This is a genomic window from Luteipulveratus mongoliensis (assembly GCF_001190945.1).
Lineage (GTDB): Bacteria > Actinomycetota > Actinomycetes > Actinomycetales > Dermatophilaceae > Luteipulveratus > Luteipulveratus mongoliensis.
The window spans coordinates 1,044,481-1,068,907 of sequence record NZ_CP011112.1; the positions used below are offsets into that span (position 1 = coordinate 1,044,481).

24 protein-coding genes and 1 riboswitch are annotated in these 24,427 nt (G+C 68.5%); of the genes, 15 read left to right on the plus strand and 9 right to left on the minus strand.

Annotated elements, in window-relative coordinates; genetic code table 11:
- Nucleotides 1-94 precede the first annotated feature (94 nt).
- The 3 genes from VV02_RS04865 (at nucleotide 95) to VV02_RS04875 (ending at nucleotide 2,170) form a co-directional block, all read left to right on the plus strand.
- On the plus strand, nucleotides 95-538 hold the full coding sequence (locus VV02_RS04865; RefSeq protein WP_281177332.1) for an Lrp/AsnC family transcriptional regulator: 444 nt from the start codon (nucleotides 95-97) through the stop codon (nucleotides 536-538).
- Between the two features lie 102 nt (nucleotides 539-640).
- Nucleotides 641-1,024, plus strand: a complete 384-nt coding sequence (locus VV02_RS04870) for an ankyrin repeat domain-containing protein (protein ID WP_052590238.1) — start codon at nucleotides 641-643, stop codon at nucleotides 1,022-1,024.
- A gap of 162 nt (nucleotides 1,025-1,186) precedes the next feature.
- Nucleotides 1,187-2,170, plus strand: a complete 984-nt coding sequence (locus tag VV02_RS04875) for a hypothetical protein (RefSeq protein ID WP_157063275.1) — start codon at nucleotides 1,187-1,189, stop codon at nucleotides 2,168-2,170.
- Nucleotides 2,171-2,284: 114 nt separating this feature from the next.
- Here the strand turns inward: VV02_RS04875 and VV02_RS04880 are convergent, their stop codons facing one another.
- Nucleotides 2,285-2,575, minus strand: a complete 291-nt coding sequence (locus VV02_RS04880) for a DUF4235 domain-containing protein (protein ID WP_052590240.1) — start codon at nucleotides 2,573-2,575, stop codon at nucleotides 2,285-2,287.
- Nucleotides 2,576-2,709: 134 nt separating this feature from the next.
- A riboswitch (TPP riboswitch) is annotated at nucleotides 2,710-2,812 on the plus strand.
- Between the two features lie 55 nt (nucleotides 2,813-2,867).
- Between VV02_RS04880 and VV02_RS04885 the strand changes: the two genes are divergently transcribed.
- The 3 genes from VV02_RS04885 to VV02_RS04895 are packed head-to-tail and all read left to right on the plus strand — an operon-like array spanning nucleotide 2,868 to nucleotide 6,669.
- The gene (locus VV02_RS04885) at nucleotides 2,868-3,977 is read left to right on the plus strand and encodes a thiamine ABC transporter substrate-binding protein (RefSeq protein ID WP_052590241.1); all 1,110 of its coding nucleotides are present in this window, start codon (nucleotides 2,868-2,870) and stop codon (nucleotides 3,975-3,977) included.
- Nucleotides 3,974-5,629: an ABC transporter permease gene (locus tag VV02_RS04890; protein ID WP_052590242.1), complete on the plus strand. Its 1,656-nt coding sequence runs from the start codon at nucleotides 3,974-3,976 to the stop codon at nucleotides 5,627-5,629. The genes VV02_RS04885 and VV02_RS04890 overlap by 4 nt, the downstream gene beginning before the upstream one ends.
- Nucleotides 5,629-6,669 carry an ABC transporter ATP-binding protein gene (locus VV02_RS04895; protein WP_083449912.1) on the plus strand — a complete coding sequence of 347 codons (1,041 nt, stop codon included), beginning with the start codon at nucleotides 5,629-5,631 and terminating at the stop codon, nucleotides 6,667-6,669. The genes VV02_RS04890 and VV02_RS04895 overlap by 1 nt, the downstream gene beginning before the upstream one ends.
- Here VV02_RS04895 and VV02_RS04900 read toward each other — a convergent pair.
- The 3 genes from VV02_RS04900 to VV02_RS04910 all read right to left on the minus strand — a co-directional run bounded on the left by VV02_RS04900 (nucleotide 6,654) and on the right by VV02_RS04910 (nucleotide 11,233).
- Nucleotides 6,654-8,342, minus strand: coding sequence for a substrate-binding domain-containing protein (locus tag VV02_RS04900; protein ID WP_052590243.1), 1,689 nt, complete (start codon nucleotides 8,340-8,342; stop codon nucleotides 6,654-6,656). The two genes, VV02_RS04895 and VV02_RS04900, sit on opposite strands and share 16 nt — an antisense overlap.
- 154 nt (nucleotides 8,343-8,496) lie before the next feature.
- The gene (locus VV02_RS04905; protein ID WP_157063276.1) at nucleotides 8,497-10,356 is read right to left on the minus strand and encodes a substrate-binding domain-containing protein; all 1,860 of its coding nucleotides are present in this window, start codon (nucleotides 10,354-10,356) and stop codon (nucleotides 8,497-8,499) included.
- Between the two features lie 64 nt (nucleotides 10,357-10,420).
- On the minus strand, nucleotides 10,421-11,233 hold the full coding sequence (locus tag VV02_RS04910; protein ID WP_083449913.1) for a glycerophosphodiester phosphodiesterase family protein: 813 nt from the start codon (nucleotides 11,231-11,233) through the stop codon (nucleotides 10,421-10,423).
- A gap of 128 nt (nucleotides 11,234-11,361) precedes the next feature.
- Between VV02_RS04910 and VV02_RS04915 the strand changes: the two genes are divergently transcribed.
- Nucleotides 11,362-12,492, plus strand: coding sequence for a phosphatase PAP2 family protein (locus VV02_RS04915; RefSeq protein WP_052590246.1), 1,131 nt, complete (start codon nucleotides 11,362-11,364; stop codon nucleotides 12,490-12,492).
- A 22-nt stretch (nucleotides 12,493-12,514) separates the two neighbouring features.
- Here the strand turns inward: VV02_RS04915 and VV02_RS04920 are convergent, their stop codons facing one another.
- Nucleotides 12,515-13,663, minus strand: coding sequence for a serine hydrolase domain-containing protein (locus VV02_RS04920; RefSeq protein WP_052590247.1), 1,149 nt, complete (start codon nucleotides 13,661-13,663; stop codon nucleotides 12,515-12,517).
- 94 nt (nucleotides 13,664-13,757) lie between these two features.
- On the opposite strand from VV02_RS04920, the gene VV02_RS04925 reads away from it, so the two are divergent.
- Together VV02_RS04925 and VV02_RS04930 are read left to right on the plus strand one after the other, a co-directional pair.
- Nucleotides 13,758-14,393 (plus strand): TetR/AcrR family transcriptional regulator, encoded by a 636-nt coding sequence (locus VV02_RS04925; RefSeq protein ID WP_169787640.1) that lies wholly within the window; start codon nucleotides 13,758-13,760, stop codon nucleotides 14,391-14,393.
- A 63-nt stretch (nucleotides 14,394-14,456) separates the two neighbouring features.
- Nucleotides 14,457-15,173, plus strand: coding sequence for a hypothetical protein (locus VV02_RS04930; RefSeq protein WP_052590249.1), 717 nt, complete (start codon nucleotides 14,457-14,459; stop codon nucleotides 15,171-15,173).
- 9 nt (nucleotides 15,174-15,182) lie between these two features.
- On the opposite strand, the gene VV02_RS04935 is transcribed toward VV02_RS04930, so the two are convergent.
- Nucleotides 15,183-16,253, minus strand: coding sequence for an oxygenase MpaB family protein (locus VV02_RS04935; RefSeq protein ID WP_052590250.1), 1,071 nt, complete (start codon nucleotides 16,251-16,253; stop codon nucleotides 15,183-15,185).
- Between the two features lie 112 nt (nucleotides 16,254-16,365).
- Here VV02_RS04935 and VV02_RS04940 point away from each other — a divergent pair, with 112 nt between their 5' ends.
- Complete coding sequence (locus VV02_RS04940; RefSeq protein ID WP_052590251.1) at nucleotides 16,366-16,989, plus strand: TetR/AcrR family transcriptional regulator; 624 nt, start codon at nucleotides 16,366-16,368, stop codon at nucleotides 16,987-16,989.
- 26 nt (nucleotides 16,990-17,015) lie between these two features.
- On the opposite strand, the gene VV02_RS04945 is transcribed toward VV02_RS04940, so the two are convergent.
- Nucleotides 17,016-17,801, minus strand: coding sequence for a thioesterase family protein (locus VV02_RS04945; RefSeq protein WP_245633000.1), 786 nt, complete (start codon nucleotides 17,799-17,801; stop codon nucleotides 17,016-17,018).
- Nucleotides 17,802-17,903: 102 nt separating this feature from the next.
- On the opposite strand from VV02_RS04945, the gene VV02_RS04950 reads away from it, so the two are divergent.
- Entirely contained in the window at nucleotides 17,904-18,692 is a 789-nt protein-coding gene (locus VV02_RS04950; RefSeq protein ID WP_052590253.1) for a PIG-L deacetylase family protein, read from the plus strand.
- 1 nt (nucleotide 18,693) lies between these two features.
- Here VV02_RS04950 and VV02_RS04955 read toward each other — a convergent pair whose 3' ends face one another.
- Both VV02_RS04955 and VV02_RS04960 read right to left on the minus strand, forming a co-directional pair.
- Nucleotides 18,694-19,113 carry a VOC family protein gene (locus VV02_RS04955; RefSeq protein WP_218917348.1) on the minus strand — a complete coding sequence of 140 codons (420 nt, stop codon included), beginning with the start codon at nucleotides 19,111-19,113 and terminating at the stop codon, nucleotides 18,694-18,696.
- A 10-nt stretch (nucleotides 19,114-19,123) separates the two neighbouring features.
- Nucleotides 19,124-20,068, minus strand: a complete 945-nt coding sequence (locus VV02_RS04960; RefSeq protein WP_083449917.1) for a helix-turn-helix domain-containing protein — start codon at nucleotides 20,066-20,068, stop codon at nucleotides 19,124-19,126.
- A 172-nt stretch (nucleotides 20,069-20,240) separates the two neighbouring features.
- Here VV02_RS04960 and VV02_RS04965 point away from each other — a divergent pair, with 172 nt between their 5' ends.
- The 4 genes from VV02_RS04965 to VV02_RS04980 all read left to right on the plus strand — a co-directional run bounded on the left by VV02_RS04965 (nucleotide 20,241) and on the right by VV02_RS04980 (nucleotide 24,427).
- Nucleotides 20,241-21,143: an ABC transporter ATP-binding protein gene (locus tag VV02_RS04965; RefSeq protein ID WP_052590255.1), complete on the plus strand. Its 903-nt coding sequence runs from the start codon at nucleotides 20,241-20,243 to the stop codon at nucleotides 21,141-21,143.
- Nucleotides 21,140-22,249 (plus strand): ABC transporter permease, encoded by a 1,110-nt coding sequence (locus tag VV02_RS04970; RefSeq protein WP_218917349.1) that lies wholly within the window; start codon nucleotides 21,140-21,142, stop codon nucleotides 22,247-22,249. Before VV02_RS04965 ends, VV02_RS04970 begins: the two co-directional genes overlap by 4 nt.
- A gap of 118 nt (nucleotides 22,250-22,367) precedes the next feature.
- Complete coding sequence (locus VV02_RS04975; RefSeq protein ID WP_157063277.1) at nucleotides 22,368-23,519, plus strand: hypothetical protein; 1,152 nt, start codon at nucleotides 22,368-22,370, stop codon at nucleotides 23,517-23,519.
- A gap of 98 nt (nucleotides 23,520-23,617) precedes the next feature.
- Nucleotides 23,618-24,427 carry an aminoglycoside adenylyltransferase domain-containing protein gene (locus VV02_RS04980; protein ID WP_052590258.1) on the plus strand — a complete coding sequence of 270 codons (810 nt, stop codon included), beginning with the start codon at nucleotides 23,618-23,620 and terminating at the stop codon, nucleotides 24,425-24,427.

Below are 24,427 nucleotides of genomic sequence, written 5' to 3' on the forward strand. Positions count from 1 at the left end.
GCCGGAATCCGACCATCCGTCTCGTGATGAGCGTTCAACTACCGCGCGTTCTGGACAGACGGTCGCGTCCGCCGCGGCGCCAGCCCCGCGCCCCCTGGACGACGCGGACCGCCGGATGCTTCGCGAGCTGGTGACCGACGCTCGCCTGTCCGTACGCACGCTGGCCGAGCGTCTCCACATCAGCCGAGCGAACGCGTACGCCCGCCTTGATCGCCTGCAGAGCAGCGGCGTCATCACCGGCTTCACGGCGCGCTTCGCCCCCGAGCGCGCAGGGCTGGCGACGACGGCGTACGTCTCGGTCAACATCGAGCAGAACACCTGGCGCACGGTGTCCGCAGAGCTGGCCGAGCTGCCGTATGTCGAGTCGATTGCGCTGCTGGCCTCGGAGTTCGACGTCCTCGTGCTGGTGCACGCGCCCGACAACGCCACCTTGCGGTCGCTGGTTCTGGAGCGGGTCCAGGCGATCCCGGGGGTGCTCGCGACGCGGACCTGGCTGGCCTTCGAGGAGATCCGTGGCAAGGGACCGTTCGCGCAGTGACGATCGGGGCGTCACCATGCGCCCTCGAAGGCGGGTCACGGCCCCCGGATCCGCGAGGTCTGAACTGGGTGGTACTGGTAAGGATGGCCTAACATGCCCGATATGAGCACGGACGCCCTCGACCCACGTCTGGTCGAGATCGCCCATGCCTGCTTCGACTTCGCGCGGCTGGGTGACGTCGAGCGGCTGGCGGCCTACCTCGACCGGGGCGTGCCCGTCGATCTGACCGACGCCTCCGGCAACACGCTGCTGATGCTCGCGGCCTATCACGGGCAGACGGCGGCTGTGACGGTGCTGCTCGAGCGCGGTGCTGACGTCAACCGCCTCAACGACCGCGGCCAGTCACCGTTGGCCGGCGCGGTGTTCAAGGGTGAGGACACGATCGTGTTCCTGCTGATGGATGCCGGCGCCGATGCAGAGGTCGGCTCGCCGTCGGCCAAGCAGACCGCCGAGATGTTCGGCCGCGGCGACCTCACCACCCGCTGACGTACGCCCCTCTCACCTCCCGTACGCCCCTCTCACCTCTCCCCCCGCGAAAAATGACTGCTCTGCGCGGCATGCGCGACGGAACAGTCACTTTTCGCGGGGGAAGTGGGGCCTGTGGATGACCGTCGTCGCGCTCTCGTGTCCCATGCGACTGTGGCGGCCATGTCTGACGACAATGCGATCGCGTTCGACCCGACAACGCTGCAGATCTGCTCGGAGCTGCGCCGCGGATTCGTCGAGCCACGGCGAGTGCGGCGCGATGACGGCGCGCTTCGGTTCCACATGGTCCGGCACGGGGTGTGTATGGAGTCCGCGACCTGGTCGAATCTCGGCCCCGATCAGCGGTACGAAGCCCTGGTCCATGCGACCGCGCTGATGGCGAGGCCAGGACCCCACATCTTCAGTCATCAGTCAGCGGCCGCGGTGTGGCAGCTCCCGATCGTCGAGCGGTGGCCCGCGAAGGTCCACGTTGTTGTCGAGGAGTCGAAGGCGCACAGCTCATCAGTGTTGGTGAGACACACCCAGGAGGGTGCAACGGCGGTCCTGCAGAACGGGCTGCTGGTCACCGACGTGGCACGCACGGTGGCCGACCTGTCTCGAGAGGTGGGCTTTGTGGACGGCCTCGCGGCCGCCGACAACGCCATGAGGCGGGGGCTCTGCGAGCGAGAGGACTTGCACGCAGAGTGGCAGCGGCTGCCGCCGCGCTCGCCGGGTCGGGCCATCATTCGGCGGGTGGCCGAGCTGGCCGACTCTGGTGCGATGTCGGCGGGAGAGAGCCTCAGCCGTGGACAGATGTTCTTGCTGAGGTTCCCGCAGCCGTGTCTGCAGGTCGCGTACTCGGATGCAGACGGAAAGATCGGGGAGACCGACTTCAGCTGGCCAGGACTCGTCGGCGAGTTCGATGGCGAGGCCAAGTACGGACCGGCGTACAACAGCAGTCCTGAGGAGATGCAGGAGCGGATCGTGAAGGAGAAAGGTCGCGAAGACCGCCTACGCGCGATTCGCAACAAGGTCGCACGCTGGGGCTGGACCGCCGCCAGAGACGGAGAGCCGATGGCGCGGAAGCTGATCGCACAGGGACTGACTCCTGAGCCACGACGTCGCTGGATCCTCCTGGGGCCGATCGATACGGAAGACGCCGCCTAACGCCACTTCCCCTGCGAAAAGTGACTGCTCTGCGCGGCATGCGCGACGGAACAGTCACCTTTCGCGGGGGAAGTGCCGGTGAGGCGGACTCGCGAGGTGAGGCGGGCGTACGGGTCAGGAGGCCTTGCTCGTGGCCTGCAGCGACTCGGGCAGGTGCCCGGTGGTCTTGGTGTAGAACTTCGCGGCCTGCTTGTTGGCGGCCGTGCGAGCCAACGCCATGATCGAGCCGGACACGACCGCGAACACGGCCGCCTCGCGCCACGGGACGTCCGGGTGCGCCGCATTGGTCGGGGGCGTCTTGCCACCGGACGCGAACTTCCAGGTGCTCTGCGTCGCGGCCTTGGCGGCACGGCTGGCCACCAGTCCGGACCCGATCGCGAGCACCTTCCACAACGCGTTACCCATCGGCCACACCTTTCCGTCGTCCTGCGCGATCGATCGTCTGGATCAACTGGTCATCACGTGCCCTGAGGGTCACGAAACGACCAACCGATCGTCTGGGGTCGAGCCTGCCACGGCGCGGCGTGTACCGTCGACCTCAGAGACGACAGGGGAGCGCAAGTGCGCTGAGAGTGCGGCCCGCCGCAGACCCTCGAACCTGATCCGGTTAGTACCGGTGGAGGAAGTCGAGCAACTCCCTCGCCCGCCCCATCCCGGGGTTCGGCGAGACCCCTCCTTACGACAAGGAGGACGTCCCATGCGTCGTACGACGCACCTCACCGCGGCGATCGCGGTCACCCTCACCCTGGCCGGCTGCTCACTGAGCGACGGTGACGGCGACTCGAGTGATTCAAAGAGCACCGCCGCACCCCAAGGCGCCACCACGGGCAGCGCAGCGCCCGCCAACAAAACCGTCACCCTCATCACGCACGACTCGTTCAACGTGCCCAAGCCGCTGCTCGCGCAGTTCACCAAGGAGACCGGCTACACGGTCAAGGTCACGCCGTCCGGCGACGCCGGCCAGGTCGCCAACAAGCTGGTGCTGACTAAGGGTTCGCCCCTCGGTGACGCGGTCTTCGGCATCGACAACACCTTCGCCTCGCGGGTGATCTCCGAGGGTGTGCTCGATGCGTACACGCCGAAGACTCCCGCGCCCGGCGGGTCGGCGTACGCGTTGAAGGACGGTGGAGACCAGCTGACGCCGGTCGACTACGCCAACACCTGCGTCAACATCGACACCACCTGGTTCGCGAAGAAGAAGATCGCGCCGCCCAAGACGTTCGACGACCTCGCCTCGAAGCGGGAGTACAAGAACCTCATGGTCGTGCCCGGCGCGCCGACCTCGTCGCCCGGCCTGGCGATGCTGCTAGCGACCGTCGGAAGGGAGCACCGTGACGGGACGGGCTGGCAGGCCTACTGGAAGTGGCTCGTCGCCAACGGCGTCAAGATCACCAGCGGCTGGGAGGACGCCTACAACGTCGACTTCACCCAGGGTGAAGGCAAGGGCGACCGCCCGATCGTGTGGTCGTACGACACCTCTCCGGCATTCACCGTCAAGGACGGGAAATCAACAACCGCAGCCCTGCTCGACACCTGCTTCCGCCAGGTCGAGTACTCCGGCGTCATCAAGGGCGCCAAGAACCCGACGGGCGCCAAGGCACTCATCGACTGGATGCAGGGCAAGGCGTTCCAGGACGCGCTGCCGACCAACATGTACGTCTTCCCGGTCAGCAAGAGCGCGACGCTGCCCGCCGACTGGCAGAAGTTCGCCAAGCAGCCGACCAAGCCGTACGACGTCTCGCCGGCTGACATCGCGAAGAACCGTCAGACCTGGCTCACCGAGTGGCAGGACATCGTCTCGAAGTGAGATCTCACCGGCGTACGACCACGGGCTGGGCTCTCGCCCTGCTCGCGGTCGTGCCGCTGGCCTTCTTGGCCATCTTCTTCGCCTGGCCGGTGGGCGGCATGGTCGGTCGCGGACTGCATCCGGACGGCCAGTGGGCGATCTCGGATGCCCTTGGTGTGCTTGGCCGTTCGCGCATCCAGCGAGTTCTCTGGTTCACCGTCTGGATGGCCGCGCTCGCGACCCTGATCACCGTCGTGCTCGGGCTCCCCGCCGCGTACGTCCTGCACCGCCTCTCGTTCCCCGGCCAGCGACTGCTCCGGGCGCTCGTGGTCATGCCGTTCGTGCTGCCCACGGTCGTCGTCGGTGTGGCCTTCCGGACCCTGCTGGCGCCGTCAGGACCATTGGGATTCCTCGGGATCGACGGCTCGAGGTTCGCCATCCTGCTGGCCCTGGTGTTCTTCAACCTGGCCGTCGTGGTGCGCACGGTGGGCGGCATGTGGGAGAGCCTCGACCCGCGTGCGGAGGAGTCGGCGGCCGCTCTCGGCGCGAGTCCGTGGCAGGTCTTCCGCACGGTCACGCTGCCGGCCCTCACGCCAGCCATCGTGTCGGCCGGAAGTGTCGTATTCCTTTTCTGCTCAACGGCTTTCGGCGTTGTGCTCACGCTCGGTGGACTGCGCTACAGCACCATCGAGACTGAGATCTACCTCCTCACCACCGACTTCCTCGACCTCCGGGCCGCCGCCGTCCTCAGCCTCCTGCAGCTGGTCGCGGTCCTGGTCCTCCTCGTGCTCGCGGACATCACACGCACCCGACGTGAGCGTGTCGTCTCCCGATCGAGCCGTACGACGGCCGCTCGTCGCCCGAGCCGCAGTGACACCCTCCCCGCTGTCCTGACCGCGCTGGTCGTGGGGTTCGTGCTCGCCCCGGTGGTCACGCTTGTCGTGCGGTCGCTGCAGGTCGACGGCCACTGGAGCCTCGCGAACTACCGTCGGCTGAACGGGACCGGCGGCACCGAGGTCCTCGTCCCCGTCACCGAAGCCATCCGCAACTCGTGGCGGACCGCGATCGACGCGACGCTGCTCGCCATGCTGCTAGGCGTGATCGTGGCCGTCATCGTCTCTCGCCGTGGGTCGACCAAGAGAGCGCGGCGCGGGCTCGCCCTCCTCGACGGCGCGTTCATGCTCCCGCTCGGAATATCAGCAGTGACAGTCGGATTCGGCTTCCTCATCACCCTCGACCGGCCGCCTCTGGACCTGCGGTCATCGCCGATCCTGGTGCCAATTGCGCAGGCGATGGTCGCGCTGCCTCTCGTCGTACGCACCCTCGCGCCGGTCCTGCGCTCGATCGACCCGCGTCAGCGTGAGGCCGCGTCCACCCTGGGTGCCGGGCCGGTGCGCGCGTGGATCAGCGTCGACCTGCCCGTGGTCTGGCGGCCGCTGCTGGCCGCCACCGGCTTCGCCATGGCCGTGTCGCTGGGGGAGTTCGGCGCGACCAGCTTCCTGGCGCGACCTGAGCGGCCGACCCTCCCGGTCGTGATCTATCAGCTGATCGGCCGACCGACGGGGGACAGCTTCGGGATGGCGCTGGCCGCATCGGTCGTGCTCGCGCTCGTGACGGTCACGATCATGGGCCTGGTCGAGCGGCTCCGCGTCGGCTCCTGGGGTGCATTCTGATGGCTGTGACATCGTCCACGGCCGCTGACGAGCCAGCGAGCACCGAGCAGCCGTCGAGCGAGCCCGGCCTCCAGCTCGAGCACGTCTCGGTGCGGTTCGGCGACACGGTCGCGGTCGACGACGTCAGCCTCGACCTCGAGGCAGGTCAGGTGCTGGCCGTCCTCGGGCCGTCGGGCTGCGGCAAGTCGACCCTCCTGCGCGTGATCGCCGGTCTGCAGCAACCCGACGCGGGGAGAGTGCTGTTCGGCGGCCAAGACGTGACCGGCGTACCCACGCACCGACGCGGCTTCGCGCTGATGTTCCAGGACGGTCAGCTGTTCGCCCATCTCGACGTCGCCGGGAATGTCGCGTACGCCCTTCGCCGGCAACGGATTCCGCGTCGCGAGATCGCACCGCGAGTCCGCGAGCTGCTCGAGCTCGTGGGACTGCCCGACCTCGGAAGTCGCCGCCCCGGAACGCTGTCCGGCGGCCAGCAGCAACGGGTGGCGCTCGCGCGGGCGTTGGCCGGTCGGCCGAGGATGCTGCTCCTCGACGAGCCGCTGTCCTCGCTGGACCGCGCTCTGCGAGACCGATTGGGCGCCGACCTGCGACGCATCCTCACCGAGTCCGGCACCACGGCGTTGATGGTGACGCACGACCATGACGAGGCGTTCACCGTGGCCGACAGGATGGCGGTCATGCGAGAGGGCCGAGTCGTCCAACAGGGCAGTACGGCGGACGTGTGGCACCATCCGGCGGACGTCGAGACGGCCGAGTTCCTCGGCTACTCAACGGTTCTCAGTGGTCTGGCCGCCGCGCAGATCGTGCCCGGCGCCGAGCAGGTGGCGTTACGGCCGCAGGCGCTGCGGATGGATCCGGCAGGCGAGCTGGCGGCGACGGTGACCGCGGCTACGCAGGCTGCGGACGTCGTACGACTGCGGGTCGACGTCGACGAGATCGGACCGGCGGACGCCATCGGCCACCTCGCGCAGGTGCCGCAGGCCGGCGATAGGGTCCGTCTCGTGCTGGACCCGGTCGGGGTGGCTCAGCTGGACGCCTGACGGGACTGGATGGCCTTGAGGAAGATCTGCTTGACGTCTTCGGGGTTCTGGGCCTGGAAGACCTCACCGCCGACCGCGCTGACGATGGGCTGCAGCTCGCTCTGCTTGGGCTCGGTGCCCAGCCCGATCATCATGATCGACACCGGACGGTCGGGGTTCTTGATCCGCTTGAGGCTGGCGATCAGCGCTTCCTGGCTGATGCCACCGGCCGGGTCGTCGTTGGCGCCGTCGGTGATGATGACGACGGAGTTGACGCGGTTGGGGTTGTACGACGTCACGGCGGCTTGATAGGCGGCGAGCGTGGTGTCGAACAGCCCGGTGTCGCCGCGGGTCTGGCCCGGCAGATCGTTCATCGCCTTGGTCAGGGTGGCGAACTGGTCAGAGCTGCCGACCTTGGTGTCCAGCCGCCGGATCGGCACCTGCTCCTTGTAGTCCTTCTGGCCAGCGAGCAGGGTCGAGAAGGTCCACAGCCCCATCTCGGTCGTGCGCGGGATGGTGGCCAGGCCGATCTTGCCGGCGTCGCGCGCGAGCTGGATGCGGGTGTCCCCGCCCTTGGTGCGGCCCTGCATCGAGCCGGACACGTCGATAACGACCAGCTGGCGACTGTCGAGTGCGGCCTTGCCCCACAGGTCGAGCAGCTGGGTGACCTCGGCGTCACTCGGGTCGGCGATGGTCTGGGGCATCGGGTTGGGCTCGCCCGGCAGGCTGGGACCGGACTCGCTCTCCGCGATCCGGAAGCCGTTGTTGCGCAGTGACACCTTGGCGTCGTCGCTGGTGAGCAGCTTTTGGAGGCTGTCGACGGCCTCCGGGGTGCTGCCCGGCGCGTCCTTGATCCGCACGAACGGGTAGCGCAGCATCGCCGTGCCCTCCTTGGGCACCAGCGCGGAGAGCTTGGACTGCGGGTTGTCCCGGTTGTACGCCGCGATCGCCTGCTCGCTCGATGGGAAGGCGCGGGCCTTGGTCTTGACCGCAGATGCTTGGTCGAAGAGCGCGCCCCCCGAGGTGTCAGCGTGACTCATCTCCAGGATCGTGCTGGTGAGCGCTTCCTTCGCACGCTGGTCGGTGCCGAGCGTACGACTGGCGGCCGTGACGGCGAGTGTCGTGGGCGAGGACGCCTCCGGCCGGTCCATCAGGAACGGCATCGAGGTCGTGATCGACTTCCAGGGCTGAGCGCCCGTGGTGGCCGGGCTCGCCAGGCTGGCCGGGACGGCGATCATGCTGGGCGAGGTCGCGACGGTCGGACCGACCGTGACATCGGCAAGGCCCGGGTCCTTGGTCCACACGGTGCTGTCGGGGATCCACACGGCCGGCCGCTGCTTGTCCTGCGTGCGGATGGAATCGGTGACCTCGGTCGGGGTGTTGACGGTGACGACGTAGCTGGTGCAGCCGTCGTCCCGGATCGTGCCCTTGGTGAGGTCGTTGATGACCGGCGCCATCTCGGCCGTCGTGGCGACCCGCACGGGCTGCTGCTCGCATCCCTCGGACCCTGATCCACCGGTGGCGTTGCCGCCTCCGGTAGCGTCCTTGGAATTGCCTCGGTCACCGAGGACCCAGATCGCGCCGCCCACGAGCAGGACGGCGACAGCGACGGCGAGAACAGCCGCCAGCAGACGACCGCCAGGCCCGGTTGAGGTGTGCCGGCCGGATGACGGCGTGGCTGAATGACGTCCCACGGGGTGCCACTCTAAACTGCGCGCCCGCGTGCTCAGTGACGATCTCGTAAGTTGCCGTGCCGAGTGTGACCGTCGTCACTCGATCCGTGATAGCGGCAGTCCTACGGACGTCGTACGCGTCCTGCCGCCCCTTGGCGTCGTACGAGCCCCGCGATCACCGCGCCCGAACCTGCATCACCTCGAGGAAGATCTGCTTGATGTTCTCCGGGGTCAGGGCGTGGAACGTCTTGCTCTGGTTGCCTGCCGCGGCGGTGATCTGCTGCATCGCCGGGAGGTTCACCTTGTCGCCGACGCCGATGAGGATCAGGTTGATCGGGCGCTCGGAGCTGCGCAGTCGGGTGAGAGTGGCCAGCAAGGCGTCGAGGCCGACGCCGCCAGTCGGGTCATCGTTCGCGCCATCGGTCAGCAGCACGATGGAGTTGACCCGCGACGGGTTGTAGTTGGAGTTGGCGCTCTGGAAGGCGGCCAGGATCGTGTCGTACAGACCGGTGTCGCCCTGCGTCTGCTGCGGCAGTCCTTGGAGTCCGGCGTCCAGCAGTGCCCGCTGGTCGGTGTAGCCCGCGCGCGCATCGAGGCGGCGCATCGGCTGGATCTCCTTGTGGTCCTCGGTCGCGCCCAGGTTGGTCGAGAACTTCCACAGACCCATCTCGGTCGAGGAGGGCAGGCCCTTGAGGGCGATCCGAGCCGCATCGCGCGCCAGCTTGATGCTGGTCGACTTCCCGGCCGCCGCCTGCATCGAGCCGGACACGTCGATGACCCACAGCTGGGTGCTGTCCTCGGACGCGCGGTGCCACAGGTTGACCAGCTGGGTGACGTCGCCGACCGCGGGGTCCGGAGTCACCTTGAGGCTGCTCGGCACCCCGGGCACGCCGGGGCCGCGCTCGGTCGGGGTGACCCGGAATCCTGCACTCCGCAGCTGGGCCTGAGCGGTGCTGCTGGTCAGCAGCCGCTGCAGCTCATCGACGGTGCTCAGCGCACTCGAAGGTGTGCCCGTCACCCGGACGAAGGGATAGCGGAGCATCGCGACGCCTTCACTGGGAATGGCGGCCGACAGTTTGCCTTGTGCGTGTGTGGCGTTATGGCTCTGCACCGCCTGCTCACTGGTCGGAAAGGCCTTGGCCTGACCTTTGGGGGAATTCGTCTGCGTGAACAGGGCCTCGCTCCGGGTGTCGGCGCGGCTCATCTGAAGAATCATCCCGGAGAGCTGATCCATGCTGGACACGCTCGTGGTGGACTTCTGCGCCTGAGGCTTACCGAGCTCTTGCTGAGTCTTACCGGCCGGTATCTTGCCGGCCGCAATCTTGCCGCCTTGAGGTTGCGTGCCTTCTTGCGGCTGCACCACATTGGACTCGCCGACCGGCGGCGCGGCTGCGCCGATCGGGGCGGCGCCGTTCTGTCCGGCCGAGGCCAGCGCGAGAGCGGTCGGTGTCGACACGTCGGGACCGGCCATCAGCTGAGGCATCGCGTTGATGGTCTTCCACGGCTGCAAGCCGGTGGTGCTCGAGGTCGCGAGCGCCGCGGGCACGGCCATCACGGTCGGGCTGACGGCGAGCGTCGGGCCGAGCTTGAACTCAGCGCTGCGCAGCTCATTGGTCCACACCGTGCTGTCGGGGATCCAGACGGTTGGACGGTAAGAGTCCTCGGCCCGAATCGCGCTCACCACCTGTGCCGGCGTGTTCACAGTGACCGCGACCCGCGCGCACCCGTCCGAGGTCAGCATCGAATGCGTCAGCCGGCTGACCACCGGTGCCATCTCCGCCGTCGTCGCGACGCGAAGAGGCCGTTGGCGGCACCCGGCCACGGTCGGGGGCTGGCCGGCCACCGCTGCCTGACCACCCGGTCCGCCGGCTCCGCTGGCGGAGTCCTTCCCGCTGCCGTGCAGGGCCCAGGCCGAAGCGCCGCCGATCACCGCGACGACGATCACCGCCAGCGCGGCGGCGATGAGGTTGGGCCCTCTGCCGGGCAGAGCCGAGTGTCGTGCTGCTGAGCGAGGTCTACTGGAGTGCTGTCCCACGGCGTCACCGTAAGGGAGAGATGTAAATGAATAGGTAAATGAATCGGCAGGACTTTCTGCGAAGTTACGTCTGTGCAGGTTCGTCGCTTCGGAAGGCCCGCATCGGGGTCCAACCGCCTATATCAATCAACGTCTCACGCGCAAGGTCTGGGCGATCGGTAATGATTCCGTTCACACCGTCATCGGCCAAGCGTCGGACGTTTACCGGTTTATTGATGGTCCAGGCGCGGACTTGCAGACCCATTGCGTGCGACATGTCGACGAGGCGTCCGGCCACTCGTCGGTCGGCCAACCAGGGCACGCCACCGAGGCGCCACGGCACATGGGCGGCGAGCGCGGTCGTACTCCCGCGGCCCGGGACGCGGACGCCGAGGCGAGCCGACCACATCAGTGATGACAACGACTTCCAGCCCAGCGCGCGGCGGGTGCCCGGGCTGCGTTCGACGACGGCCTCCAACCAGCTGTCCCAGCCGCCGGCCACCCAGACCCGTGAGCCGGAGCCCGTACGACGGAGGGTCGCCGCGAGCGGCTCGATCGCCTCTTCGTCCTTGACGTCCACGAGCAGCTCGGCGTCGGGGAAGGCCGCCAGCACGTCGTAGAGGCGGGTGACCCCGGGCTCGTGACGCAGGTCCGCCCATGTGGCGGCGGAGACAGGGCCGCGCCGCGTCGTCGTACGGTCGAGGGTCGAGTCGTGGAAGGCGAGGACGACGCCGTCTGCGGTCACTCGCGCATCGGTCTCGAGCGTGCGGACCCCGAGGGCCCAGGACGCGGCGAAGGCGGCCAGCGTGTTCTCCGGAGCGAGGCCCGCTCCGCCACGGTGCGCGATGACGTCCTGCACGATGCCGTCCACATGACCACTGTCCAGGCCCGCTCCCACGGAGGGCCAGAGTGGCGCGACCGTGCTTGGGCAACGTTCATGTCCGCTTCACGGGCCAGGCGCCGCAGCACCCTGTCAACATCTGTACGCCACAGCGGGTCCACAGACATGTTGCTTAGAGTTCACCCATGGCGATCGCGACCGAACGGGTGTCAACCCGCCCGTCCGACGCCGCCGCAACCCCCGATCTGGCCTTCCGCAGCATCACCTGGCGGCAGGTGCGACTGGTCGCGCTGGCGGGCTACGCGCTCACGCTGATCGTCTCGATCGCGCTCAACGGCATCCCCTTGGACCGGGTCGGTCTGACGCTGTGGATCCTCGTCGGGCTCAGCATTGCGGTGCTCGGCAAGGGCTGGTCGGCGTGGCTGCGGATCATGCGCGACTGGCTGCCGTTCCAGGGTGTGCTGCTCGCCTACGACTACAGCTACGGCATCGCCGGCCACTACGGCACCCGCGGCTATCCGCACGAGGGCGACGCCAACGTGCTCGGCTCGCCGCTGCACGTGCAGCTGCCGGTCGAGTTCGACAAGGCGCTCTTCGGCGGGACGCTGCCCAACCAGTGGGTCCAGGAGCACTTCGCGTCCGGCTCCACCATTCCTTGGTACGCCGCGGTCGTCACCCTCGTCTACTGCAGCCACTTCGTCGTCACGCCGCTGGTCGCGGTCGGCCTGTGGATCCGGGCGCGTGACCGCTTCCGCACCTGGGTCAAGCTCGTGCTGGTGCTCGCCGTGGCAGGCATGGCGACCTACTTCATCTTCCCGATGTCGCCGCCGTGGCTGGCCTCGCAGCAGGCCTACATCGACGGTCCGCCGGTCGAACGGATCACCGGCCAGGGCTGGAGCGTGCTGGGTCTGCATGTCGCCAGCCAGGTGCTCGACGACTCGCAGAACCGGTCCAACCCGGTGGCCGCGATGCCCTCGCTGCACATGGCGTACGCCGTCCTCGCCGCCGTCTTCTTCATGTACCTCACGAAGCGCCGTTGGTTGCGGGCCGTGCTCCTGGTCTATCCCGCGCTGATGGCGTTCTCGCTGGTCTACGCGGGCGAGCACTACGTCCTGGACGAGCTGGCCGGTGCGGCGTACGCGCTGGTGGTCATCGGCGTATGGCGCTGGTGGCTGAAGCGCTCGCGCGCCCGGGACGAGTCGCTGGTTGAGCCGGCCGACGCCGTGCCGGCCGACGCGGAGCCGGCCGAGCTCGAGTCGGAACTGAGTACCGGTGGTTTGACGCAGTCCGAACCGAGTCGAACCACCAGTACTTAGATCTGGCGGGAGGCGCGAAGCCTCAGAGCGCGCGGTAGACCGCCTTGCGGATGTCTTCGGGGAACGCTCCGAACAAGCCTTCGGGCACCGCGTTCGTCAACGCCACCACCGTCAGCCGGCGAGCCGGGTCGACGAACCAGGTGTGCCCGTAGACCCCGCCCCATTGGAGCGTCCCGACCGACGACGGCGGGATAGCGGCGGGATCGGTGACGACCGACCAGCCGAGGCCGAACGCGACTCCCGGGCCACGCTCGGTCTGACCCTCGCCCGCACGGGCACGGGTCATCTCCTCGACCGTTGACGGCGCCAGGATCGGGCCGCCACCGGTCCGGATCGCTTCGAGGACGGCCAGGACGGACTCCGCGCTGCCGGCCATGCCAGCACCGCCCGAGTGGTAGGAGCCCGGGTCATCGATCCGACTCGGAGCGAACCTCATGCTGAATCCGAAGGACTCGACCACGTCGCCGTCGCGCATCCGCTCCGGCCCCGACGGGCCCTCGATATACGGCACGACCAGGCGCGACGGATCGGTGACGGAGAAGCCGAGGTCGGTGAGGCCGAGCGGTCCGGTGATGCGTTCGGCCACGACCTCGCCGAGGCGCCGGCCGGTGATGGCCTCGATCGCCCATCCGACGACGTCGATGCCGGGCGAATAGCTCCAACGCTCGCCGGGAGCGAAGATCAGCGGGACCTTCGCGAGTCGCGCCTCGGCCTCTTGCGCCGTCAGGCCCGGAAGGTCCAAGCCCGTGCTGGCCCCGACTCGAGCGAACTGCTCGAAGCCCTCCGGGTCCATCCCATAGCTCAGCCCGGCGGTGTGGGTCAGCAGCTGCTCGATCGTGATCTCAGGAGTCGTGCCGTCCGGGAGGGACGGTCGGAAGTCGGGCAGGTAGCGCGTGATCGGGGCGTCGAGGGCCAGTTCGCCGGTCTCGACCAGAGACATCGCAGCGGCGGTGACGACCGGCTTGCTGATGGAGGCGAGCAGGAAGAGGGGGTCGGACGGCATCGGTGTGCCGGCCTCACGGTCGGCCAGCCCGGCGCTGCGCCGGTGCACGACCTCGCCGTCGACGGAGACCAGCACGCGGGTGCCCACGACCCGCTCCTCCTCGATGGCGCGGTCGATCACGTCGTCGATGTGCTGGCTAAGGGCGAGTGGCCTGGTGACGGTGGTCATGGCGGGCTCCGTTCGGTGGTCGAATTACGGAGCGATCGATCCGTAATGTGAGCCACCATAGCCAGATCGGCCGATCATTTCTAGAGTGGTCGTTGTGAAAAGTCAGAAGAGTTCTGAGGAGCGGCCGACGCGCCCCCGCGGTCGTCCGCGCGCGTTCGACGAGGACAAGGCGGTGTACGCCGCCGCGCAGCTGTTCTGGCAGCACGGCTATGACGGCACATCGATCAGCGAGCTGACGGCCGCGATGGGCATCACGACCCAGAGCCTCTACTCCGCGTTCGGCTCGAAAGCTGAGCTGTACCAACGATCTTTGATCAGCTACCGCGAGAACAGCGGTGGTGGCCTCCCCGCTGCGCTGGCCCTCCCGAATGCGGTCGACGCGATGGTGGGGGTCATGGAGAACGCCGCGCGCCAGTTCACCCGTCGCGGCCTGCCGCACGGCTGCATGATCTCGACCGGTTGCCTGCAGGTGTCGGCCGAACACACCGAGCTCGCCGAGCACCTGCGCGGCATACGTCGTACGGGCCGCAGGTCGGTCGAGGATCGCCTGCGTCGTGGTGTAGCCGAGGGCGATCTGCGACCGGACATCGACGTGCCCTCGCTGGCCCGCTACGTGCAGGTGATGGCACAGGGCATCGCCGTGCAGGCCACGGACGGCGCCAGCACGGCTGCACTACGCGCCGTGGTGAAACAGGCGTCGATCACGGTGGAGGCGGCGCGCGCGGACTAGGCGAGGACGTACGCCGGCGCCGGGTGCGGCGTACCGTGAAGGCCTAGGGGATCGGGGCGAACGATGGGGAGACTCTCGAAGGCGGCGGCCGGTTCGGCCGCCCTCCTGCTCGCCATGGTCATCGCTGCGTGCGGGAGCGCGAAGGACACCGACCCCGCGACGGCGACCGGCCCGACACCGATATCCGGTCAGTGGGCGCAGTCCGGCGACGAGGCGTTGCCCACCGAGACGCGCACGGATTGGGTCACGTACGGCACGCATGTCGTCCTCGCCAAGATCACCGCGGAGCGACTGCTGTCGCTGGAGACCATGCCGGCTTCGACGCCGAACGACGGCGACGGCACCCGGGCCCGGATTGCGACGTTCTCGATCATCCGCACCCTGTGGAAGGCCAAGGGCGAGGCCGACCTTCCGCCGACCGTCGACCAAACCGTCTTCGGCGTGAAGGTGACCGGCGGAAAGTCCACACCGAGCATCGTGCGAGGGCGACCAGGCTTCCTCGTCGGCGAGACGTATATCGTGCCGTTCACGATGTTCCAAGGAGAGCGAAGTCTCCTCTCGGCTGACGTCGGCGTGCCGGTTTCGGGCATGAAGTATGCCTACGAGAGCCGCAAGCCTGCCGTCATCGAGCTCACGGGCAAGACGGCAGCCGAGGTCGCCCAGATTCTTGCGAAGACTCCGCCAGATCCGGTCGCGGCGAAGTACCCCGACCTCACTCCGGAGCAGCGGTGGGGGAAGGTCAGCCAGGCGCAGCGGGCGTCGTCCACCGACAGCGGCTGACCGAGCGCGTCAGGCGATCGCGGTCGCGCCCAGGATCGGCTCGGACTCCACGATGCCCTCGTCGCTGGCCTTCTCGCTGTGCGTGAACACGCGGTCGGCCTGACGGGCACGCAGATCCAGGTGGGCTTCCGCGGGCTTGTCGTAGCCGTACGTCTCCTGGGCCTGCGAGGGCGTCGTCGTGGTCTCGCTCAGCGGCTTGATCCCGAACAGGATCGGCGCGACGACGGGCACCGTCGACGGCGAGAGCTGCTTCAGCAGCCAGAGCTGTCCGTGCGTGCTCAGCCGCATGGACCGGAAGGCGAGCTTCATCACGGGTCGGATGGCCACGTCCACGGCCTTGGGCTGCTTGGTGCCGGCCATCTCGCGCATCCATCCCGGGAAGGTGGCGATGACGGCACGGCGCATCATGAAGTTGGACAGCGACGAGACCGGCCCCAGCGGACCCGCGCGGAGGACGACCCCCGTGGCGTCGAGCAGGAAGTCCATCATCGACTGGGCATACGGAGACCCGACCAGCTGCGGCCGCATGGTCTCGAAGTACTCCCGGATGCCTTCGCGGGTGCGGGGGACGTCATCGGGCGAGCACGTCTGCAGCTCGGCGGCGAGCGCGCACTCCTCCCAGTACTGGTTCTCCTCGGCCTCGCTCAGCCGGCCCGGCCCGTACCTCTCGTAGGCGTACAGGATCGAGTGCCATGCGGTGAGGTGAATCCACAGCTGCGAGTGCGGCGCGTTGGCGTCGTACCGCTGTCCGCTAAGGGGTTCGATGCCGATGCCCTTGGAGTGCACCTTGACCAGGATGTCGGCGGCGTGTGCGGTCGACTTCGAGTCTGCGAACGCCACCATCGCGAAGTAGCGCAGCGTCCGGTCGTAGCGCGTACGGGTGCGCTTGCGGACCGCGCCGGACTGCTCGACCGACGCCACGAGATCGGGGTCCAGCTCCTCGATCGAGACTGCGCGGACGAAGCCGACGGTCAGCGAGGTCGGATAGCTCCACACCTTCCAGGTCACCGAGTCCGGGCCGAAGAACCCGTAGTCCGCATGCGGCTGGGTGTCCTTCTTGGCGAGCGGTACGAGCTTCATGAGCGGTCTCCATCGATCGTCAGTCGTCTGCGTTCCAAATTACTACGCCTGTGTAGTAATTGGCTAGGGTTGACTGTCGGGACACATCCGCCCCGTCACCGATCGGAGTCCCGTGGCAGCCGAGTCGGTACGCCGCCCACGGCGCGCCTATGCCGCGCGTCTGCCGCGCGAGCAGCGCCGCGAGCAGCTGCTCGACGCCGCGCTCGTCATCATCGATCGAGACGGATATCGAGCGGTCTCGATGGACGCCATCGCGCGTGAGTGCGGTGTGACGAGACCTGTGGTCTACGGGGTGTTCGACGACCTGAGCGATCTGCTGACGGGTCTGCTGGACCGCGAGGAAAGCCGAGCGCTGACCCAGCTCGCCGAGGCTGCCGCCGGGACACCCGCAGCTGACCTCGAGGGCTACGTCACCGAGCTGGCGCGTCGCATGGTCTCCGTCGTGATCGCCAACCCGTTGACCTGGCGTCCGATCCTGTTCAGCTCGAGCATCGGGCCCTCCGTGGTGAGGGGAAGGGTCGAGAGGGACCGCGAGATGGTCCGGCTGCGGATCGCCGAGGCGCTCGCGCTCCACCTGGCCACGAGCCCGGGCGCAGAGCTCGACTCGGAGGTCATGGCGCACGCGATCCTCGCGGCCGTCGAGCACTTCGGTCGGCTGCTGCTGGACGATCCTGAGCGGTTCGATGCCGATCGGCTGGTCGCTGCCCTGCGCGGCCTGCTGGCGGCCTTCCAGTAGCGCGGAGCCAGCCGACCTAGGCCGACCTAGGCCGGCGGGAAGTGCCTGACCGTGAGGCACTGCTCGGCGCGACCGACCGGCCCATGGATGTCGTTCAGCACCGTCGATGTGAGCCCAATCCCGTTGTCTCCGAACGTCACTGACGTATCGAGGCCAACCCAAGAGGGATCGGGTGCGCGGAGCAGGTGGATGGTCAGGTCGACGTTCGGGTAGAGCAGCTCAGTCGGACGCACGCGCGTAGCGATGCCGTTGGCGAGGTCCACAAGCGTGATGTACGCCGCGACCGGGCTGACCGTCGTACCGGCAATGAGCGCGACGTCAGTGCGCGCCCAGACCTGACGTCGGCCGTCCCGCCCGCCGGGTGCGGCGCGGTAGTCCAGGGTCTCCAGGAAACGGCCCTGCCACTCGGCGGCGGCATCGACCGGCTCGCAGGTGTCAGGCGCCGGCATGGAGGGCAGCTCGAGTCCGGCGACATCGGTGGTGTCCTGCGACTGCAGTCGCCAGGCGCGCGCACGGATGATCACGCGCTCGCCGATCGTCACAGTGGCCTCGAGCAGCTCGATCGTGCGGCCGGGCCGGATCGTCTCGACGGCGACGTGCGTGTCGGACAGGGGGATCTGGCCGAAGATCTCGAAGGCGATCCGGCTCAGAACCATGCCGTCGCGCGGCTTGTGCTGCGCGAACACCTCGGTGATGAGCCCGGCCACCACGGACATGTGCTGCTCGTCCTCGCGCCACGCGCCCTGCACGAGGATCGTCGGTCGGTAGGTGCCATCGCCCAAGGGCTCGTAGTACGCGGTCGGCTCGGTCACCACGACAGGCTAAAGGGGACTGCAGCGAGCTGGCCGACGGCCAGTCAGGCGGTCCTGGCAATTCGCATGTCCGAAACCCGGCCTTGCCGGATCCTGGTCTACATGGGGCGCCATCTGAGCTTGATCCTCGCGCACCCCGACGACGAGAGCTACGCGGCGTACGGGACGGTGGCGCGCCATGCCCAGGACGAGCAGTTCCGGCTCTCGGTGCTGCACGCGACTGACGGCGAGAAGGGCGAGATCGCCCATGGCGTCCCGGTGGCTCCGGAGGACCTCGGCGCGTGGCGCCGACGCGAGGACGAGAACGCGTGGTGCGCCGTCGGGGCGAAACCGCATCGCCACGACTGGCTCGGGCTGCCTGACGGCGGAGTCGAGGCGGTCGGTATTCCAGCGTTGCGTCACCGGATCATCACGTTCCTGCGCGAGGAACGGCCCGATGTCGTCGCTACGTTCGGTCCCGACGGGGTGTCCGGCCACCCCGACCACATCGCGATGTCGGTGGCGACCACGGAGGCGTTCGACGTCGTACGGCGAGAGCCTGGGCCAGGTCTGAAACGGTTGCTGTACACCGTGATTCCGCAGCGGCTCTTCGAGTTCTCGCAGCGATACCGCGTCCAGATCGGGTTGGAGCCGTGGGATCCGACGCAGGTCTACCACCTGCGTGGCACGGCTGATGAGCTGATCGGGGTCCAGGTCGACAACCGGGACCACGGTGCGGCGATGCTGGCTGCGTTCAGGGAGCACCGCAGTCAGCGGCGGGTGCTCTTCGACCCGGACGGCTCCGACGAGAAGTGGGTCAAGGTGATGCGCTTCGAGTCCTGGGTCGTCGCCTGGCCGCAGCGCGAACCGGGTGCGCCGTTGCTGGACGACGTCTTCGCCGAGCTCGACTGACTCAGCACTTCGTGCGGGCGGCCGCCATGTCGACCCAGAGGACTTCCCAGATGTGGCCGTCCGGGTCGGCGAACGACCGGCCGTACATGAAGCCCTGATCGTCCGGTTTGCGCACCGCGGTCGCTCCCGCGGCCATCGCCTTGTCGGCGAGCACATCGACCGCCAGCCGACTCTCCGCCGACAGTCCGAGGTCGACCTGAACCGCGTTACTCGGGTCGATGACCTGCCGCCCCGGCACGAACGAGCCGAACTGCTCGGGACTCAGCAGGATCACGTGGATGGCGTCGCTGATGTCGACGCAGAGCGCACCCGGGTCGCTGAACTCCTCATTGATGGCATAGCCGAGGGAGGTGTAGAACGCTCGGCTGCGGACGAGGTCACGTGCCGGCAGGTTCACGAACATCATCGGATGAGCGCCCATGAAGCAGACGTTAGGGCGACAGGGGTGGGTCGGCATCTCCGTTCGTGCGCATCTGGGTGAAGTCTTGGACTGCGTCTTGGGCGGCGCCGTGGGTGGCGCCCTCGGTGGCGTCCCCGCCGAGCGTCGGGAGGGCGAGGAGTACCGGAGTCGCCCAGGCCGCTGCCGGCGCGAGCATCAGGTCGTACGACGGGGGCGCGGGTCGGGTGCCTTGCAGGACTTCTCCGACCGTGATCGCCCGGGGGAGGCCGGCCGTCACCAGGTCGCGGACGAGGAGCTGACCGACGGGGTCGTCCTGCGGGACTGCTGCCGCGAGCAGCCACCACTGGCCGGTCGGTACGCCGGTGATGACGTAGGGGCCGGGCTGCATGATGCGCGTCCCAGCCACGGGAGTGCCCCGCGGTGCGGGGTGACGGAACAGGCCGACGTACACCTGCGGGCTCGGGCCGATCGCCGCAAGGGCGGCCGGCGACATCCGTACGCTGCCCTGGACCCGGCCACGGCCGGCACCGATCACGACGGTCGGCCGCGTCTCGCGCGCGGCGATCGCGTGGGGGAGGCGACGGAAGTCTCGTGGGCTGGTGCCGACTTCTTCGACGAAGCGACGGGTGAAGGTGCCCACCGAGCTGAAGCCGACGGCCATGCAGACGTCGACCACGGAGTCGTCGCTGCTGAGCAGCAGCATCTTGGCCCGCTGGAAGCGCTGGGCGGCGAGGTACTGGACCGGCGACACACCGATCACGCGGGTGAACAGCCGGGACAGGTGGAAGGTGGAGTAGCCGACGTGGTCGGCGACATCCTGGACGCTGATCGGCTCGTCGAGATGAGCGCGCAGGAACTCGGCCGCACGGATCACGGCAGCCTCAGCGGGCGGGACGGCCCGCGCGGGCTCTGCGGGTGGGACTGGCGGTGGATCAGTGGGGGTCTGCCCGGTGGCAGCCCCCTTGGCTCCTGACACCTGTTCAGAGTAGGTCGCGCCACCGACAGCCGCCTGCCAATAACGAAGGCCCGGTCACTCTTCGCTGGTGGCCGAAGAGTCGTGACAAATCACCCTGTGCGGCGCCCAGCGCCGCGGATACGTTGGTCGGCGATGGATCGGCCACGGGGCCCTTCCGGCTCAGGGGAGCGACATGCCAGACACGATCGAGGTCGAGAACCTCGTCAAGACGTACGCCGGCACCGCGGTGGTCGATGACGTCACCTTCAGCGTCCGGGACGGAGAGTTCTTCGGGCTCCTCGGCCCGAACGGTGCGGGCAAGACCACGACGCTGGAGATGATCGAGGGCCTGCGCAAACCCGACGGCGGCACGGTCCGGCTGCTGGGTGAGGCGCCCTGGCCGCGCAACCCCGCGCTGCTGCCGCGGATGGGCGTACAGCTGCAGGCCACCGCCTTCTTCGACCGGTTGACCGCGCGCGAGCAGCTGCACACCTTCAGCTCGCTGTACGACGCCCCGTCGGCTCGGGTGGACGAGATGCTCGACCTCGTCGGGCTCACCGACAAGGCCGACACCCAGGCCGAGAAGCTGTCCGGCGGTCAGGCTCAGCGGCTGTCGATCGCCTGCGCACTCGTGCACGACCCCGAGGTGGTGTTCCTCGACGAGCCGACCGCGGCGCTCGACCCGCAGGCGCGACGCAACCTCTGGGACCTGCTGCGCGAGATCAACCAGCGCGGCAAGACCGTCGTCCTGACCACTCACTACATGGACGAGGCCGAGCTCCTCTGCGACCGCGTCGCCGTCATCGACCACGGCCGGATCCTGCGTATCGGTCCGCCCGCCGAGCTGGTGCGTGGGCTCGACGCACCGGTGCGGATCTCGGTCGAACGGTCGGCCCTTGATGCGTCCGCTGCGCGCACGCTGCCCGGTGTCGATGACGTGACCGAGGACGCCTCGTCGACCGTGGTCACAACTCGTCAGCCGTCGCCCGTGCTCGCGGCGCTTGCCGAACGAGATGCCCTGGCGGGCCTACAAGTTCGAGGCGCGACCCTTGAGGACGTCTTCCTCGAGCTCACGGGACGGGAGTACCGCGCATGAGCAAGGTGACGGTGGACGTCCAGCCTCGCGCTGGGCGTACGGCCTTTGGTAGCAGGAGTTTTCGCAGTCTCGCCATCGCGATGTGGAAGGGCTTCGTCCGGGATCGAGCGAGCGTCTTCTTCACTCTCTTCTTTCCGCTGTTCTTCATCATCATCTTCGGGACCGTGTTCACCGACAGCGGCGCGTCGAAGCAGACGGTCGCCCTGGTGGGCAATGTCCCTGTCGTACAACAGCTCCCGCCGGACGCGCGCAAGGCGATCGGCGAGACCTTGGAGCTCAAGACGGGGATCCCGCGCGAGAAGGCGCTGAAGCAGCTGCGCAAGGACGACATCAGTGCCGTCCTCGAGCAGCACGGCAACACCCTTCAGCTCACGGTGTCCAACGGTGACCCGGTGGCCTCGGCGACCGTCCAGGGCGTGCTGCGCTCGGTCATCGACGGCACCAACATCGCCGTCACAGGACAGCCGCCGCGCTATACGCTGTCGGCGTCGGCGGTGCAGGACGAGTCGCTCAAAGCGATCCAGTACGTCACGCCCGGGATGATCGGTTACGGCATCGCTGTGGGCGCGACGTTCGGGGCGGCCACGACGCTGGTCGAGTGGCGCAAGCGCGGCGTACTGCGCCGACTGCGACTCGCGCCGATCCCGACGTCCTCGGTGGTGACCTCACGGGTCGCCGTCTCGATGGCCATCGCCCTCGTGCAGCTGGCGATCTTCATCGGAGTCGCGATAGTGCTCGGGCTCAAGCTCACCGGCTCCTGGTACATGGCGATACCCCTCACGCTCTGCGGCACGTTGGCGTTCTTGTCCGTCGGGCTGCTGTGCGGGTCGATCGCCAAGACCTCGGAGGCGGCGGTCGGGCTGGCCAACCTGATCACCTTGCCGATGGCGTTCCTGTCAGGAGCATTCATCCCGGTGGAGGAGTCACCTGGGTGGATCCAGGCGATCTCGAAGGTGCTGCCGATGGGCTGGCTGGTCGACGGGCTGAAGGGCACCATGGTGCGCGGCGAGGGACCGGTCGCGGCGCTGCTGCCGATGGCGCTGACGCTGGGCTTCGCGGCCGTGCTGACCCTGATCGCCACCCGGTTCTTCTCCTGGGAGGACTGACCTGCGCCGGCGAACTCATATCTGAATCACAGGTTGAGCCGCGGTCACCACAGGTTGCCGTACGACGGTGGGAGGACCCGGCGGGCGTCGTACCCCGCCGCCGACGAGAGGTACCCCCATGTCCCGTAGGACGAAGATGACCGTCGCGGCCACCGGCCTCGGCCTGGTCGCGGCCGGCGCGATCGCCGTGCCTGCCCTGGCGGCGACAGGTCCCAGCAGCACACCCAGTGTCAGCTCGCCGAGCGCCTCGGCGTCTGATGACGCGAAGGCCCGTCCGGCGCCGGGCGACCGGCTCAAGACCCTGCTGTCCGGCCTGGTCTCCAAGGGCACCATCACCCAGGCGCAGGCCGATGCGGTCACCAACGCGCTGAAGGCGGAGCGGCCCAAGGCGCAAGGGGATCGGCCCAAGGCGCCCGGACGACTGCACGTGCAGATGCGGATGTTCGGTGCGTCCAACGCCGAGATCGCCAAGGCGGTCGGCGCGACTGAGCAGCAGCTGTCGGACGGACTGGCCGCCGGGAGGTCGCTCACCCAGATCGCGGCGGCACACGGCGTCAGCAAGGCCACGCTGGTCCAGCGGCTCGGCGCGTTCGTCGACAAGGAGGCCGGCACGATCGTCGATCGCAAGGCCACGGATCGCCCGGCTCGGCCGGACGTCGACTCCGACGGCAAGGCGGGCGCCAAGGCCGAGCACAAGGGGCCGCTCGCCGACGTGCTCAGCGGCCTGGTCACCAAGGGCACGATCACGCAGGCTCAGTCGGACGCGATCACGAAGGCGCTCGAGGCGCAGCGCGGCACCGAGAAGGGGCAGCAGCGCCAGGGTGCGCCGGGCGGCGTACGCGAGAAGGCCCTGCGTCACGGCGGTGCGGGCAAGGGCGGCCCGCTCGGCGACAGCAAGGAGCTGGCGAGCCTGCTCAAGCTCTCTGAGACCGACCTCGCGACCCAGCTGAGAAGCGGCAAGTCGCTCGCCGAAATCGCTCAGGCGCAAGGGGTTTCGCGTACGACTCTGGTCGCCAAGGTCACCTCGCTGCTCAAGGCGGACCTGCCGAACATCGTGGACCGTACGCCGCCGCAGCGGCCCGCCGATCCGGGCGCCCCGGGTGCTCCGGGCGGCCCGGGTGCGCCGGGCGGCCCGGGTGCGCCGGGCGGTCGGTCGGACGTTCCGGCGCCCGATGCACCGTCCGCTGGCAGCACGGGCAGTGGCTCGGCGGACAACTCGAACGGCGGAGCCCCCGACAACGACCTCTCGGTCGGCACCCGCACCACCTGACCGCACCGCGAAGGTCTGGTCACACGGGTTCGGTCCGGTGGCCAGGCCTTCGTGGTGTCGTGGGTCACATCAGGCGGCTCACGTGTCAGGGTGGAGGCATGGGGGTCATCGAAACTGTCTCTGTACCTGCCGCCGTCTCGACGGTGGTCGACGATGCGCTTGAGCGGGTCGATGCCGCGCTCGCGGGCACGAGTTGTGATCTGGTCGGGCTCTACCTCCACGGGTCGTTGTGCTGGGGTGAGTTCTTCTCCGGGAGCGACATCGACTTCGTCGGTGTGCTGAGCCGGCCGGCCGATGACGCGGTCGTCGCGGCCCTGCGCGGAGTGCACGGTGAGCTCGCCACGATCGGCGGGCGGCCGGCGTACGACGGCATCTACGTCACCGAAGGCGACCTGACCCGGCCGGCAGCCGACCTCGCCGAGTACCCAGGGGTGCTGGACAACGTCTTCGAGCTCGGTCACCACGGCGATGCCAACCCGGTCACCTGGGCGGAGCTCGCTGAGCGGGGGATCACCATGCGAGGTACGCCGGTCGCCCAGCTCGGCGTACACACGAATCCTGAGGAGCTGCAGGCATTTACGCGCGGCAACCTTGAGGCGTACTGGGGCCGGCAGGCAGTGGTACTCGGCGTCCTCACGGAGGCCATCCCGTCGTGGGCGAGCGAGTGGTGCGTCCTCGGGATCAACCGTCTGCACCACGTGCTGCAGACGGGCCGGATCACCTCGAAGTCCGGTGCCGGTCGCTGGGCGCTCGACGAGCTGGACGCGAAGCACCACCAGGTGATCCGGGAGGGGTTGTCTGTGCGTGAGAGCGGCATCAGCGACCCGGTGTACGACGCTGATCCCCGACTGCGGCAGCAGGCCATCGTCGCGGTCATGCGGGACGTCCTGGGTCGTTACGGGCTCTGA

What these genes read in the sequence shown, in the direction of transcription:
- VV02_RS04895 (WP_083449912.1), top strand. Translation starts at nt 5,629, where the DNA reads ATGGCTGTGACATCGTCCACGGCCGCTGACGAGCCAGCGAGCACCGAG.
- VV02_RS04980 (WP_052590258.1), top strand. Translation starts at nt 23,618, where the DNA reads ATGGGGGTCATCGAAACTGTCTCTGTACCTGCCGCCGTCTCGACGGTG.
- VV02_RS04970 (WP_218917349.1), top strand. Translation starts at nt 21,140, where the DNA reads ATGAGCAAGGTGACGGTGGACGTCCAGCCTCGCGCTGGGCGTACGGCC.
- VV02_RS04975 (WP_157063277.1), top strand. Translation starts at nt 22,368, where the DNA reads ATGTCCCGTAGGACGAAGATGACCGTCGCGGCCACCGGCCTCGGCCTG.
- VV02_RS04950 (WP_052590253.1), top strand. Translation starts at nt 17,904, where the DNA reads ATGGGGCGCCATCTGAGCTTGATCCTCGCGCACCCCGACGACGAGAGC.
- VV02_RS04870 (WP_052590238.1), top strand. Translation starts at nt 641, where the DNA reads ATGAGCACGGACGCCCTCGACCCACGTCTGGTCGAGATCGCCCATGCC.
- VV02_RS04955 (WP_218917348.1), bottom strand. Translation starts at nt 19,113, where the DNA reads ATGGGCGCTCATCCGATGATGTTCGTGAACCTGCCGGCACGTGACCTC.
- VV02_RS04920 (WP_052590247.1), bottom strand. Translation starts at nt 13,663, where the DNA reads ATGACCACCGTCACCAGGCCACTCGCCCTTAGCCAGCACATCGACGAC.
- VV02_RS04880 (WP_052590240.1), bottom strand. Translation starts at nt 2,575, where the DNA reads ATGGGTAACGCGTTGTGGAAGGTGCTCGCGATCGGGTCCGGACTGGTG.
- VV02_RS04885 (WP_052590241.1), top strand. Translation starts at nt 2,868, where the DNA reads ATGCGTCGTACGACGCACCTCACCGCGGCGATCGCGGTCACCCTCACC.
- VV02_RS04930 (WP_052590249.1), top strand. Translation starts at nt 14,457, where the DNA reads ATGGGGAGACTCTCGAAGGCGGCGGCCGGTTCGGCCGCCCTCCTGCTC.
- VV02_RS04875 (WP_157063275.1), top strand. Translation starts at nt 1,187, where the DNA reads ATGTCTGACGACAATGCGATCGCGTTCGACCCGACAACGCTGCAGATC.
- VV02_RS04935 (WP_052590250.1), bottom strand. Translation starts at nt 16,253, where the DNA reads ATGAAGCTCGTACCGCTCGCCAAGAAGGACACCCAGCCGCATGCGGAC.
- VV02_RS04965 (WP_052590255.1), top strand. Translation starts at nt 20,241, where the DNA reads ATGCCAGACACGATCGAGGTCGAGAACCTCGTCAAGACGTACGCCGGC.
- VV02_RS04915 (WP_052590246.1), top strand. Translation starts at nt 11,362, where the DNA reads ATGGCGATCGCGACCGAACGGGTGTCAACCCGCCCGTCCGACGCCGCC.